Raw genomic sequence first — 13,304 nt, forward strand, 5'->3', positions numbered from 1 at the left:
ACATTAGACCTGTCGGGGTTTAAAGCAGGTAACTTCATCGACCTTCATGATGGCGCGTTCAGCTCAGTCGGCCAGGCAATCCCCACCCTAGCTGAGGTAAACGCAGCCCGGGCGGCACTTGGAGAGCAGCTTGGGGTCTCCCTGAGAGTGTGGACCCAGCGGGATCTAGACGCAGCAGTGCGTGACGGATTGCCCGGAATCGCCAAGGCCATTGCTGCGGACACGGGAGTGTCCGGAGTAGCCGCCACTGAGTACATGAACCTCAGTATAGCTTATGGCTCCATCATCGAGAACGCGATCGGCGGCTCTGCCAGAGACGTAATCTGGGGCAACGACGTGGCGAATAGGCTTGAGGGAAGGGGCGGGAACGACGTTCTAAACGGCTTTGCAGGTGCAGACACCTTGGTCGGTGGACAAGGAGCGGACACGTTTGTGTTCAGCACGCTAGAGCGCGGCGATACCATCCTGGACTTTACACGGGGTGACAAGATCGACCTCAGTCAACTTGATGCCAACTCGAGAGCCATCAAGGATCAAGCCTTTACGTTTATCGGGAGCGCAGCATTCTCGAGAAAGGCTGGTGAACTGCGCTATGACGGCACCAATGTGTATGGTGATGTGAACGGAGATGGTCTGGCAGACCTCTCGGTTGCAATAGCAAATCACGCGGCGCTCACGTCATCGGACTTCATCCTGTAGTTGTTCAGGAGCTGGCCCGCGAGCTGGCTTCTAAGCGGGTATGTCACATTGCAGCGCCCTGATCGAAAGGCTGGGGCGCTTCGCTGTCGGCGACACCGGTGGGGAGGTAGCAAGCTTTTGGGCTTTCCCTGAAGCGCCTTTAACGCACCGAAATTCCAGAAGCGGCGCAGCGCGTCATGGTCCTGCTCAAATGAGCGTCGGGCGGCTTGATCGCGAACCAGCTGTCCTTGCCGTTGCGGATGACCAGCACGGAATAGGGCTGCCTTCCTGTCTCTGTGGTGGTTAGCGTTCGATCTTCCTGTTCGAACGACCACAGGGCGTCATCGCCCCGCTGCATTTTAGCCGTGCCGTCATCGTTGAAAGAGGTCGTATCGGAGCAGTCGCCATCAATGCCCCAGTGACCAACCAAGAAACTTCGATCGAACGGGAGACGCACTTTCGGATCAAGGTTCGGTCCCTCATCCGCGCGCTTGCGGTTGCATCCGCTGACGAGAACAAGCGCGGCCAGCAAGAACAGCTTATGTCTGCTGTGCATGGGGAACTCCCGTCAATAAAGAGGCCGGGGCCGCTTCGTATCCTCGGCGGCGCGACCGTAGCTTGCGGCTAAATCAGGGCACGCACAACGTCCGCGTGACTCGCAATCTTCAGATCGGGGCCGCCTCCCCAACATGCTTTGAATTCACCGCTGAGCCGACCGGGTAAATGTTGACGCATGGCTCGCTACCACTTCCACATCGACGAGTGCGGCACGATCATCACGGACGACGAGGGCTTGAAGAAGCCTGACATGGAAAGCGTGCGCCACGAGGCCCTGATGTCTGCCCGCGAGATCATGTGCGGCGAGATGAAACGCGGCAAGCTCTGCCTCTCCTGTCACATCGAGGTTCAGGACGAGGCCGGCCACGTTGTCTACATCCTGCCATTCAAGCAGGCGGTCGAGGTAACGGGTATCTAGGTCGACGGTTTGAGACACCGCTGCGGATCATCCTTCATAGCGGTCCGTCAACGTCCGTCCGTTCGATGGGATGAGCCAAGGTGCCGTAGCCTACGTACAGCGTTTGCACCCCTTGGGCGTTCGCCCAAACGATGCCGGCTTCTTCAGCTTCTGACATCTCGTTGAAGTAGTCCGTTTCGACGAGCGACACAGAGTCGGCGTCCTCTCCACTCAGCTGGCACAATGCCGTGCCGGTCAACGCGAAACGGCCATCGCTCAATTCTTCGATCTTGATGCAATCGGTACCGTCGGAAGGACGTTGCCCCAGCTCCAGCCGAATAACGTCCACGGTATACCTCCTTGTAGAAGCGGAAGTGATGCTGAAGCACAGCGCGGTTCAATTGGCTAGGTTGCACAGCCAGAACGGGAAACTCTGATCGCACACCTGCACTAGGGTGGTGCGTCTATCGGCTGGCATCGCCTGTCCACCAGCAACGACATGTCGAGACGCTCGAGGAGATTCGCACCGGCTTATCGTAATCGCAAACGCACAGCGCAATATCGACAAGATCACCTGATCGTCCCGATGGATTCCAGTTCGTAGGCCAGCCGCTCATGATCCGCGGCCTCACCGAACATTTTTGTAGCTCAAATTGTGTATCACGATTTGTATCACGATTTGTGTTGCGCGCGCGGCCGCGTTGGCTAAGCTTTTGATCAACCGCAGTATTCTGCGGCTTCGGATGGTGGGATGCGGTTTTTGGTACCGGCATTCGCAGGTTCGAATCCTGCCGCCCCAGCCAGAACTTAGCTTCGTTGTCCACAGAGCATTCCGCAGCGCGTTCCGCACTCGTCATGCCCTTCTCTCCAGGTTCGCGCGGTCTGGAAGCGGGCCGCTACCGCTGACAAAGTCAAGCGGCAGGAGCTTGGGAGAAAGTCGGTGAGCTTCGCGGTTACCTCGCAAGCTGAGCGGCATCGAGGACTTCATAGCCGAATTCGAGATCGACGGCGGCGACCGAGAGCGCAAGTTTTGCTCAATCGCGGGACCCATCGCTGTGAATTTCAAATGATCGGCAGCTTTTGAACGCAAACCCGGCAATCGCGGATTAGTGACAGCTAGCGACGAGAAATACCAAGAGCCACACCATCGATTATTTGCCTAACGATGTTCGCAGACCTCCAGGGACCATGAGCATTTCGACCCACGTTGGGAATGAGGCGCCTGGCGTGAGATGCACTGGCGATTTGACTTTCGTCCTGGGGAAGCGCCCATTCTTTTGCTGGAGTCGGAGATAATCTTCCTCACCTCAGGATGGGTGAACATGATGGCGGAACCGAACTTACGTGTAGCTCGATTCTTTGCGGCACCCGTCGCCTTGATTGTAGCGTGTGGCGTCAGCGTCGGACTGCCGCTGCAGCCGGTTCATGCGCAGCCCTCCCCTGCAAGGGCGGGCAGCTACCATTGCGTTTTCTTCATCAACGGAATGCTGCAGACGGTCCCTGGGTTCACGTTGCGCGCCGGCGGACGGTACACACACCAGAACGGCGGCGGTGGCGCCTATAAGGTCAATGCTGGGGTGATCGAGTTCTCGGGAGGCCCGCTGACCGGTCAGGCGGGCAAAGTCAGCACGAACAGGATCCACCTCTTCAATGAGAGCCGGAGCCGCACAGTCATCGACTGCGACACGAAGGGCTAGTCGGCCCAAGGGCGGCTCACGGGGGGGGAGATGACGAACAAGCATCTGAAAGCATTCGAGGCGAAGAAGGTCGACCCTGGTGAGACCCTGCTTGCTTCGGCATCGGTCTTGGGTGGGGCGCTCGATCCTGGAGCAACTCCTTCGCGCGTCGGCGCGCTCATTCTGACCGACCGCCGAGTTTGCTTCTATCAAAAGCGCCTGTTCGGCGAGACCTACCAAGGCCTCACAGTGCGCGAGGATGAACTGCGTTATGCCCCGACTAGCGAGGGCGGCCGCGTGACCGGGCGCTTCCAATCCGGGGGCGCCAGTCTCGTGTTCGTCTCTGACGCGCAGGGGGACGCGGGTGACGTCGGCGCCTTGCTTGGCAAGCTCCGAGACCTGCGCGAAGCTCAGAACGCGATCCGGGACACCGGGGCAGAACTTCCCGCGCCCCCAAAGGAGGGAGTCTCAGTCGAGTATCAATTGATGCGGCTGGGCGAGTTGCGCGCGATGGGGATGCTGTCTGACCTCGATTTCGTCGTGCACAAGGGCCGGATCATATCCGGCGAGAACTAGGGTGGGAGCAACCCAGCACCTCCGCTCGACTGTAATAGCGAGCGTCCGACCAGCAATCACGACCATGAAAAGAAACTTTGGAGGGTAACGATGAGACACTGGTATCTCGCAGCCACTGCCGCAGCAGTCGTTTCAGCTTGTTCAGGCAGCGGGACGGAGGCTTCCAACGAGCAAGGTGCGGCTGAAAGCAATGCGTCCGTGCAGGCGTCTGCCTCTGGCGTTGCAACTCCGGAGCAGTTGCGGGCGGTCTGGTCCAGCGATTGTTCGAGCCCTTTCGTCAGGATCGAGGAAAGCAAGATCCACGTCTATCCCGACAAGCAGACCTATGATCTCAAGAGCGCGGCGCTGGAAGGCGGCAATTTCCAGGTAAGCTACGACACTCCGCAAGGTGCCATCAACGAGACATACGTTGTGGAGGGAGACGCGCTGCGCCTGGCAAGCGGCACTTACGGTGGCCAACAAGCCACCTGGAACAAGAAGCCGATGAGCAAGTGCCCCTAAGGTGAGCTGATGTCGCTGCCTTGCTTTTACGATCATTTGCGCAGACTCAACCGACCGGAGACAAAAATGCGGGCACGTAGAAGCAACCAGCCGGCAGTAAGGAGCCGGGTGCTGGGAGTTTGTAGTCTCGCCATCGCAGTTTGCGTGCTGGCGCCTGCCGGCGCGCAAGTCTCCTATCAGCCCGGACAGGCGATCCAGTATCGCGATGGGGCCGAATGGAGGGACGCCGAATTTCTGCGCCCGACACCCAGCGGCACCCAAGCAATCGTTCGCGAGAAAAACGCGTTCACAAGCAGCGGCTTTTTCGAGCGCGCAATAAACCTGGACCGCATACGTACCCCGATAGCCGGATCAACCGAGACACCGATAGCGAAGCAGGCGGCGCCTCAAGCTAGCCGAGCTGAGTCAACCACGATTCAACCGGGATCAGCGCCCGTGCAGGCGGGTGGGTCGCCTCGCTCGGGCGACTACGACATCTATAGTTATGGCCGACCAAGCAATCCGCTCCGATTGGGTCGGATCAACCTCTCCGGCAACAACTACCGGTTCTTCGACAACGGCGACGGGCTGTTGGGACAGGGCCAATACAGCTTCGCAGCGGGCAACGTCATCTGGCGCACTGGTCTTTTGAAGAGCTATGGCTGGGGCGGAGAGTTCAAGATCGAACGGGGCGGACGCACTCATTCTATTCGTCTGAACCGAGTGACGTACGCGATGAACTCACGGTAGCTTGTTTGGGTTGCTTAGCCGCCATCCGCGCCGCGCTTCCCAGGCGCCGCTATTTTTGCCGCCGAGGTGAAGCGTATCCGCGCCGAGCATGTCGCCGGCCGTGCCCCGACCCGGGGCTCCCGTTTTTGACGCCGCCGGCCACGAACGGCGCTCTCCGATCTAGTCCAACGCCGCCCACGGCCTCACGCCGGAGGACGTCGCGCTCATGTGGTCGACGGCGCCGCCTCCGATGCTCTGAGCCTCACTGCAGCGCCCCCGTTGGCGGGGGCGGCGGGAAGTTGCCGGGTGGGGGTGGCGGCTGGGGGGCGAACAGGATGGCGAGCGCCCCTTCCGCGCTTGCCGGCTGCCAGGCGGTGCCGCCGCCGGCGTTGAACACCAGGGTCGCGGGTTCGAGCTGCCCGCTGCGCCGCAGCTGCCCGAGCTGGGGCAGATCGAACGGCCCCTGCGTCTGCCCGCCCACCGCGACATAGAAGGAGACAGGCTGCTGCGGCGGGGGCGGCGGGGGAACCAGCTGCCCGCCGCCGTTCGGCGCCTGCGCGCTCCTCGGACGGACCAGATCGAGCAAGGCTTCGGGCGTGAACCCGGCAGGGTCGATCATGCGCTTGTCGACCGCGCGGCGCTCGGGCGCATCGTCCGGGTTGCGGTTCGCCTCGCTGCCCTCGACATCGTTGAGGCTGCCTTCGACCTCGCGGCTGAAGGCGTCGATCCGGTCGGCGAAGCGCATGACGAGTTCGTTCGCGGTGAGCGGCAGCCCGCGCGCGTCGGTCGCCGATTTGGCCCGGCGCTTATACTCGTCCGCCACTCCCATGCAGACTTGATGGCCGAGCCCCTTGGGGCGGCTGTCATTGCCATAGGCGTCGCGCTCCAGCGGCGGTGCGTAGGCGCGGCGGGCGTTCCATTCGGCCAGGGCCGCCAGCGCCAGCCACTGCACCGCGCCGAGCTTGCCTTCGAACTGGTCGATCAGGAAGCGGATGCGGCCGAGGTGGGTGCCTTCGAAGCCCTTCAGCCGGATCTTGCGCTCGGTGCCGACCGACTGGAGATCGTGCCGCGACATGTCGACATAATAATTGGAATCCTCGCGCCCGCTCTCGGCGGCCATCGCGCCGCGGGTCAGCGCGCCCGTCATCATCGCCTTCAGGAAGGTCGCGAGCACCTCCTTTTGATGCGCCAGCTCCTCGATCGTCGGCACCACCGGGTTGGGGAAACGCAGATGGTCCTGGTGGTTGTGCAGCGGCAGCGGATCGCGCGCGGCCAGCTCTTTTTCATAGGATTTGCGCCAATCGTCGCGCAGCGGCGCGATCGCGTCGAGCGGGTAGCCGGAAAGCTCGCAATAACAGATGATGCGGCCGCGAACCCCCGATTCCTCGATCGTCGGCGGGGCGATCCCGAACAGCTTCGGCATTGCGTCCTGGATGATCGCGGAGAATTCATCGCGCAGCACCTGCGCGTCCGGGGCGGCGATGATCATCTTGAACTGGTCGCCGCTGGGGATGAACCGGTCGAACTGGGCCGGCATCCACGGCATTGCCCGCGCCAGCATGCGCTCGATCGTCTTGCGCTTCTCGTCCGGCGTCAGCGATCGGATCGCCTCCACCGCGGAGGGGATGCGCCGCTCCTCGTCCGCCAGCTTCTCCTTGGCGATGGCGCGCAGCTGGTTGATCAGGCGCAGCCGGTCGGCATCGTTGCGCAGCATCGGAAACAGCCGCCGGCAGCCGCCGAAATCATCGAACTTCTCGTCGGCCCAGGCCTTGGGCTCGGTCGCGATCCGCTCTTCGGCGATCTTCCCCGCGCCGCGATCGATGACTATGTAGACGCCGCTGTCGGGCCGGTTGACCGCATCGCGCACGCGGGTGGCCTCAGCCGAGACCATTTCGAGCACCGCGCGGACCGAGCGGCGGCCGCCGTCCAGCTCGCGCAGGAAGCCCGTCCAGGTGACCTCGCCCTCATCGTCCGGCACCGAGCGCTCGCCGAGATAATTGGCGAGGTCGTCGAGCAGCTTTTGCGCTTCGGTGGCGGCGATCGCGCGCAGCCAGAATTTGAGGCCTTGGCCGAGGTCTGCCTCGAACTGGCCGAGATATTCTTCCGCGGCCGCCCGATCGACCCGGCCGAGGAAGTTCGGCTTGGCCGCGCGCTCGAGTTTCTGGAGCGAACCGACCAGGTGCTTGCTCATGATCTGGTCGGCGACCGAGCGGAACTGAGTGGCCGCGCCGTCCATCTGGACACGGATGCCGGTGCCGGGCTTGGCGAGCTCGTCCCTGATCTGCTCGACCAGGGCGATCGTGAAATCGAGCCCGCCATTCTGCCGGTCGTCGACCAGGTCGTAGAGCGCCTGCTTGAGTGAATGCGCGCCTTCCTCGGCGGTCAGCGCGCGCAGCAGCCGGCCGCGCGCCGCCTCCACCTCGCCCTTGCGGATGCTGGCGGTGCCGGCCCGCGCCAGCACCTCGGCCTCGTAGCGCGCGCGGATCTTCTCGCCTTGCGCGGCCCAGTCCTTGGGCTCGCTCGCCTGCTCGCGCATCGCCCGCACTTCGGTGGCGATATCCTCGACCAGCCGGCCGTGGATCGACTTCATGTCTTCGCTCACCAGCAGCTGGTCGATCAGCTGGTAGGCCGGGATCGCGCCCGGGCGGGGCGCGAGATGCTCGGGAAAGTCGTCGAACATCTTGGGCGTCAGGTGCATGCGCGATCGCATGAACAGGTCGCGGTCCTTGACGCCCGGCAGGCGCACCGCGGCGCCCTCGAATACGCCGAAAAACGCCTGCAACATCGTCCGGCTGGCGTCGCTCACCGCCGCTTCCAGCTCCAGGCTGCCCGTAGTCGCGACGATCGACTGCCCGATCGCCGAATAACCGCGCGAATAGGCCAGCACCGAATGCTTGTCGTCGCCGCCGATCGGCGGGTGGAACATGCGCATCTTGTGCTGCTGCTGGTTGACCGCGATCGACCGCTTCTTGCGCGCGAACTCGCTCGATCCAAAATCCTCGAACAGGATGTCAGCGATCATGTCGTAAATGTCGTCAACCCGCTCGGTCTGGTCGCGATTGATGTTGCGCGTGTCGAACAGATAGACGTCGCTATAGGGCTTGTTGGTCGACGGGCGCTCGACGCTGGTCCAGTTGCGGACGTAGGGCGGCTGTGGGTTCGGCCGCATCACATATTCGAGTTCGCTCAGCGCCGCGAAGCCGTTGGCGAACACGCGGTCGCGATTGGCCCCGGCATAGCCGCTCGGCAGCATCAGGAAGAGATCGACCTGGTCGGCCTTGGGGGTCAGCATCGAGCTGATCGCAAGGCCGGCATCGATGAAGGCACCCGATCCGGTGCCGCCAGCCAGCGAGCCGACCACCACCACGCGCAGCTGGCGCTGCGTGCTGATCCCGAGCCGGGTCAGCGCCTGGTGCGTGCTGACATTGTCCAGCACCGTGCTGCCTTTCTCCGATATGGCGCGCTTGAACTGGTCGAACTGGTGAAAGAACAGCAGCCGCGAGATCGAGCGGACCTGGCCCGCGCCCTTCTCAGTGTCGATGTGCGACAGATCCCGCGAGGGCAGCCACTCGGCGATGGCGGGGTAGTTGGACTTGTTGCGCTGGTAGAAATTGACGTCCACCTTGGCCTGCAGCGTATCGCCCTTCCCGAACGCGACCGCTTCGGCCATCGGGTCGGTCGTGGCCGCGCGGCCGGTCTCGCGCGCCTCGTTGGTGTCCGTGTCGAAGTAGAGGAAGCTCGCGACCGGGAACTCCGACAGCGAGTTCAGCCGGGTGCCTTTCCAGTCGGCCTGCAGGATGCGCCGGCGAAGGCGAAGCAGCACTTCCATGCCGGTCCCGCCAAGCGCCACGAACACGGTCGGACGCACTTCCACCACCTGCGTCGCGGACGCGCCTTGATCGTCAGCCATGATCTTCCCTTTCCTGAGTGTAGCCGCTTCGGCTCACGCCGAGCGCTTCGCGCGCGATGTCATCCTGAAGGACAGGAACAGTCCCACGAGCAGCACGCCGACGGTGAGCGCGAGGTAGAGCGGGTCGCCGAACAGGTCGCCGACGATGCCGGCGATCACCAGCGCCCCGAAGATGAGCAGGGTCAGATACCAGCTCCACGCCGCGGCATTGGCCGAGTCCATGGTCGCGCGGCCCGCGATCAGCGAGCGGCGGACCGCGTTCTTGAGCAGCAGCAGCAGCCCGGCCAGCGCGAGCACGCCGACCAGGGCCAGGATCAGCTCGGTCTGGCCGACGCCCTCCTCGATCGTGATCGGGGCGATGTTGATGTCGGTTGGCGTCGTCGTCGTGGCGGTGTTCTCGGCAGCGGGAGGCGCTTGGCCGCCCGGTGCCGGAATGAAGTCGTCCGGTGCTGCTGCCCCGCTATTGGCTGTGCTCACTTGGCTCCCCTTTTTCTCATGATTGTTCGATCGGCCGGACTGCGGGCGGGCCGAACAGGCGCCCGGTGACGAGCGCGCGCGCGCCAAAGGCGTCCTGCAGCGTGCGCTGCTCGCGCGGCTTGATGCGGACGGGCAAGTCGGTCTGGCCGACGCGGACCGTGTAGGCGCGCGGCCGGCTGAGCGCGAACAGGAGGTAGAGCAGCGCGCCGAGCAGCAAGGCGGCGAGCGCGATCAGCAGGATCAGCGGCCACGGCGAATAGCGGAAGGTGACCTGCACCGGCACCTTCATTGTCGCGCTCGAAATGCGGCGGTAATCCAGGAAAACCTCGGGCAGTTGCGCGGCCATCAGCCGCTCGGCCTGCTCCGCCTGGATGGTCTCGCCCCCGCTGATCGCCGCGATCCGCGACACGAAGTCGGGCGCGAGCGAGAAGCGCAGATCGTCGAGCCGGACCTGGAGTTCGCCGACCACCGTGCGCTCGTCCTCCAGGATGCCGGCGAGCCCCGGCGGACGCGGCACCGCGGGCAGGGTCAGGTTGACGCTCACCGGGCCGGACTGGCCGTAGGCCGGCACGTTGCGCAGCAGTGCCGGCGTGGTCGTGACGCCCGCCCCGGCGAGCAACGGTTCCTTGCTCGCCCAGCCCGCGCTCATCCGCGCCTGCGCGATGTTCTGGGGATAGTAGGTGTTCTTGACGTTGCCTTGAAGCTGCACCTGCTGCTGCTCGCCGCCCGGCACGCCGGAGATGATCAGCCGGCCCTGCACGACACGGGCCCGCACTTCGGCGTCCGCAGAGTTCAGCTGCAGCTCGACCGGGTCGGTGCTGAGCGGCTTGAGCTTCACCGGCGGGGCCGGGAACAGCGCGCGGGCGGGGGCGCCGTCGCGCAGGATCGCGCCGAGCGCCTGGGCCGCGCGCTCGCCATAGGCGATCGCGTAGACGATCAGGCCTTTTTCTTTGAAGTTCGGGCCGGTCACCAGCTTGCGCATCGGGAAGGCGGAGATCGCCGTGATGTGCGGCGATTCCCGCAACGCGCGATAGAAAGCGCGCGTATTCTCGATCACGGCGGGATTGTTGTCGGGCGCGTCCTTGTTGTTGGTGACGATCCAGATGATCCCCTGGCGCCCCTGCAGAATCCGGGCGAACGTCCCCAGCAGGGCGCCGCGGAAATCGGCGTCGGCATAGGCGCCGGACGCCTTGCGCTGAAGCGAGATGCCGTTGATCGCGCCGTCCACAGCCCCCTGCGCATAGGGCCCCTGGAACAGGACCTCGGGCGAGCGACGGCCGGCGACCTGCCCGTCCTGGTTAAACGAGGCGACCACCACGTCGACGCCCGCCAGGTTCGACTTGCCGACCAGGTTCTTCACGAACGGCTTCAGCGGTGAAGACGGGTCGAGGTAGAAGGGCTCCATCCAGCCCGAATTCTGGACCAGGAAGACCTGGCGCAGCTCTCCGCCCTTGGCCGGGGCCGCGCCGGCCGCGCCGCCGGCCAGGATCAGCGCGAGAAGGAGACGGACCAGCTGGCGCATTGGTTGCTTTCGTGATGGTGGATGCACAGCCGCTCGCCATCGAGGAACAGCTCGAGATCGTCGGTCGACGCGATGTCGAAGGACTGGCCGAGCATCGCCAGCCGGCCATTGTCGCTGTGCAGCGCGAGGGTGATCTCGCGGGGCGCGCACGCCTCCTCCCGGAACAGGAATTCGCGCGCGCTCGCCGCTCCGTCGACCAGCCCGAGCACTGTCTGGCGATCGCCCAGCCTGAGCAAGGGCAGCAGCCAGCGTCCGTCATAATCGAGACCGAGGTTGATCTCCTCGTCCGCGCCGCGCCACGGCTCGAGGTGCCGGGCGCGGCCCCGGAAGGTCTGCGTCCCGACGCTCGCATGAGGGCCAAGCAAGGTCTGCCTGTCGCGTGACCCGGCGGCCGCCATGCTGCAGGCCAGCGCGCGGCCGTGGCCGCCCGGGGTCAGCTCCACGCACATCGCCCAGAACCGCCCGTTGGCGGCGCGGAACGGGCGCTGAAACGGCAGGCCTGCCACCCCGGCCGGCCACGGCCGCCAGGCGCAGGACGGGCCATCCAGCCCTTCCTCGAACAGTAGGAAGCCGCTCGCCCCCGGCCAGAAGCACATGCCGGTCTCGCCGTTCACGACCGGCGCACCGAGCGGCCCTTCCGCGCCTTTCGCGCCCGCCACCGGCAGTTCGCCCAGCGATCCGTCGCCCAGCCTAATCGCGACCTGCAAGGCTGCGTCCGACCCGATCGGCAGCAGCACATGGCCGCCGACGAGAGCCGGCGCTCCGAGCGGGCTGGCGCTGACGGGCAGGCTGGTGAAGGTCGGCTGCTGGTCGGCAAGCAAGTGAACCAGCGCACTCTCGCCCGCGTAGAAGACGCCCTGCGCGTTCCCGGCGGCGCCCGAGGCGTAGGCGGGCAGGGCGGCGGCGCGCGGGCAGCGGCCGAACGAGGCCCAGCGGTCGGACCAGGGCGCCTTCCACCACGCCTGGCCATCGGCTGGATCGATCGCCACGAGCCGCGGCGGGCTTCCTCCCGAGGCGAACAGGCGCGCGCCGTCCGGCACTTGCTCGTCGCGCCGGCTGGCCGGATCGATTGCAGTCACCTCGTCCAGCTCCGGCAGTCCCGCGGGGCCGAGCGCGCGGCCGACGGTGGGCAGGAACCGAGTGGTGGTGGCCAGCGCCTCGCCTGTCACCGGCTGGTGCCGGAATTGCGCGGGCCAGAGCAAACCCGCGGCGTCGGGGCGAACGTCGAGCAACTCGCGCTGAACCAGCTCGGCCCGAGAGACCTCCACCCCGGCGATCGGCTGGACGCCCGCCGCCGTCAGCACCCACCGGCCGACCGTGAAGGCGCTCGCCTCCTCTGCTCCCGGAAGGTTGGCGTGAGGCTTGTGCGCGGCCGGCTCGCGCTTGCGGGCAGGGGCCTTGGCCGGGGAAGGCGCAGGCTTGGGCTCGGGCCGCTCGGCCGGCTTGGCGGCGGGTGCAGGCGGAACGGGCGGGGGAGGAGGAGGAGCCGGACTTTGCGCCGGCTTCGCCTTCGCCGTCGGAGCCGGCGCGGCGCCGTTTGCGGGGAGGTAGGCGGTGCGAAGATCGTGCGGCGTGCAGCCGATAAACTTGGCAAGCGGGTCCAGCCCCTCCGTGAAGCCCTGGCCGACCGCCCTGAATTTCCAATCCTCGTTGCGGCGATAAAGCTCGCCCAGGATCGCAGCTGCCTCCAGATGCAGGTCTGCCGGAAGCTCGAACGCCGCGACCCCCTTGGCATCGGAGGAGATTACCAGCCGCACGCCCAGCCCGCCGCAACGCGACCGTGCCGGGTCTCCCGCCACCACGCAGAAGATGATCTTGGCGACGTCGGCCGGCATGGAACGGACGTCGATCTCGTAGCTCACCCGCTGCGGGCCCGACGCGCCGATCGGCCCGTTGCCCTTGGCCACGCGCGGGTAACCCGGATTGATGTCCTGCGCGGTCCGCACATTGCCGTCGCGCCCGATCAGGCAGGCATAGACGCCAGCCTTTTCCGGAGCGTTCCACTCGACGCTGGCGGTGATCTCCGTATGCGGGAGCGCGACATTGGCGCCGCGCGCCAGGATGTGCGGTTCAGCCATGACGGATCACCAGCCATGTCCAAACAAGCGCATTCGGCTTCGCACCCCTGGATTGTCGCCGCGAACCCATGTCCGCAGCCTGGAAAGACGCCCACGCCAAGGCGCTTCCGAGTGGCGGACCCAGCTCGGAGTCCAGAATCGGCGGTAAGCCTTGCGAGTTCAGGAGGATGACGGGGAGCCGGGGCAATGACACGTGCCATTGCCTCCGATCCGGAGAGACTAT

12 protein-coding genes are annotated in these 13,304 nt (G+C 65.1%); 6 read left to right on the plus strand and 6 right to left on the minus strand.

Annotated elements, in window-relative coordinates; genetic code table 11:
- Nucleotides 1-699, plus strand: a 699-nt coding sequence (locus VF631_RS10550) for a M10 family metallopeptidase C-terminal domain-containing protein (RefSeq protein WP_431850262.1), incomplete at its 5' end; no start/stop codon positions are given.
- Nucleotides 700-838: 139 nt separating this feature from the next.
- Here the strand turns inward: VF631_RS10550 and VF631_RS10555 are convergent.
- A complete protein-coding gene (locus tag VF631_RS10555) occupies nucleotides 839-1,234 on the minus strand; it encodes a hypothetical protein (protein ID WP_431850263.1) in 396 nt (131 codons plus the stop codon).
- A gap of 177 nt (nucleotides 1,235-1,411) precedes the next feature.
- On the opposite strand from VF631_RS10555, the gene VF631_RS10560 reads away from it, so the two are divergent.
- Nucleotides 1,412-1,654, plus strand: a complete 243-nt coding sequence (locus tag VF631_RS10560) for a DUF6894 family protein (RefSeq protein WP_431850264.1) — start codon at nucleotides 1,412-1,414, stop codon at nucleotides 1,652-1,654.
- Between the two features lie 34 nt (nucleotides 1,655-1,688).
- Here the strand turns inward: VF631_RS10560 and VF631_RS10565 are convergent, their stop codons facing one another.
- The gene (locus VF631_RS10565; protein ID WP_431850265.1) at nucleotides 1,689-1,982 is read right to left on the minus strand and encodes a hypothetical protein; all 294 of its coding nucleotides are present in this window, start codon (nucleotides 1,980-1,982) and stop codon (nucleotides 1,689-1,691) included.
- An 883-nt stretch (nucleotides 1,983-2,865) separates the two neighbouring features.
- On the opposite strand from VF631_RS10565, the gene VF631_RS10570 reads away from it, so the two are divergent.
- The 4 genes from VF631_RS10570 (at nucleotide 2,866) to VF631_RS10585 (ending at nucleotide 5,115) form a co-directional block, all read left to right on the plus strand.
- Nucleotides 2,866-3,330 (plus strand): hypothetical protein, encoded by a 465-nt coding sequence (locus VF631_RS10570; protein ID WP_431850266.1) that lies wholly within the window; start codon nucleotides 2,866-2,868, stop codon nucleotides 3,328-3,330.
- 30 nt (nucleotides 3,331-3,360) lie between these two features.
- Nucleotides 3,361-3,885 (plus strand): hypothetical protein, encoded by a 525-nt coding sequence (locus VF631_RS10575; protein ID WP_431850267.1) that lies wholly within the window; start codon nucleotides 3,361-3,363, stop codon nucleotides 3,883-3,885.
- A 90-nt stretch (nucleotides 3,886-3,975) separates the two neighbouring features.
- Entirely contained in the window at nucleotides 3,976-4,386 is a 411-nt protein-coding gene (locus VF631_RS10580; RefSeq protein ID WP_431850268.1) for a hypothetical protein, read from the plus strand.
- Between the two features lie 108 nt (nucleotides 4,387-4,494).
- Complete coding sequence (locus VF631_RS10585) at nucleotides 4,495-5,115, plus strand: hypothetical protein (protein ID WP_431850269.1); 621 nt, start codon at nucleotides 4,495-4,497, stop codon at nucleotides 5,113-5,115.
- A 241-nt stretch (nucleotides 5,116-5,356) separates the two neighbouring features.
- On the opposite strand, the gene VF631_RS10590 is transcribed toward VF631_RS10585, so the two are convergent.
- Genes VF631_RS10590 through VF631_RS10605 form a run of 4 tightly spaced genes read right to left on the minus strand, consistent with a single transcriptional unit; the run spans nucleotide 5,357 to nucleotide 13,081 of the window.
- Nucleotides 5,357-9,004, minus strand: coding sequence for a tubulin-like doman-containing protein (locus VF631_RS10590; RefSeq protein WP_431850270.1), 3,648 nt, complete (start codon nucleotides 9,002-9,004; stop codon nucleotides 5,357-5,359).
- 33 nt (nucleotides 9,005-9,037) lie between these two features.
- Nucleotides 9,038-9,481, minus strand: a complete 444-nt coding sequence (locus VF631_RS10595) for a hypothetical protein (RefSeq protein WP_431850271.1) — start codon at nucleotides 9,479-9,481, stop codon at nucleotides 9,038-9,040.
- A gap of 16 nt (nucleotides 9,482-9,497) precedes the next feature.
- A complete protein-coding gene (locus VF631_RS10600; RefSeq protein ID WP_431850272.1) occupies nucleotides 9,498-11,003 on the minus strand; it encodes a hypothetical protein in 1,506 nt (501 codons plus the stop codon).
- Nucleotides 10,970-13,081, minus strand: coding sequence for a TerD family protein (locus VF631_RS10605; RefSeq protein WP_431850273.1), 2,112 nt, complete (start codon nucleotides 13,079-13,081; stop codon nucleotides 10,970-10,972). Before VF631_RS10605 ends, VF631_RS10600 begins: the two co-directional genes overlap by 34 nt.
- Nucleotides 13,082-13,304 lie beyond the last annotated feature (223 nt).

It is taken from the genome of Allosphingosinicella sp. (assembly GCF_036387615.1).
Classification (GTDB): domain Bacteria; phylum Pseudomonadota; class Alphaproteobacteria; order Sphingomonadales; family Sphingomonadaceae; genus Allosphingosinicella.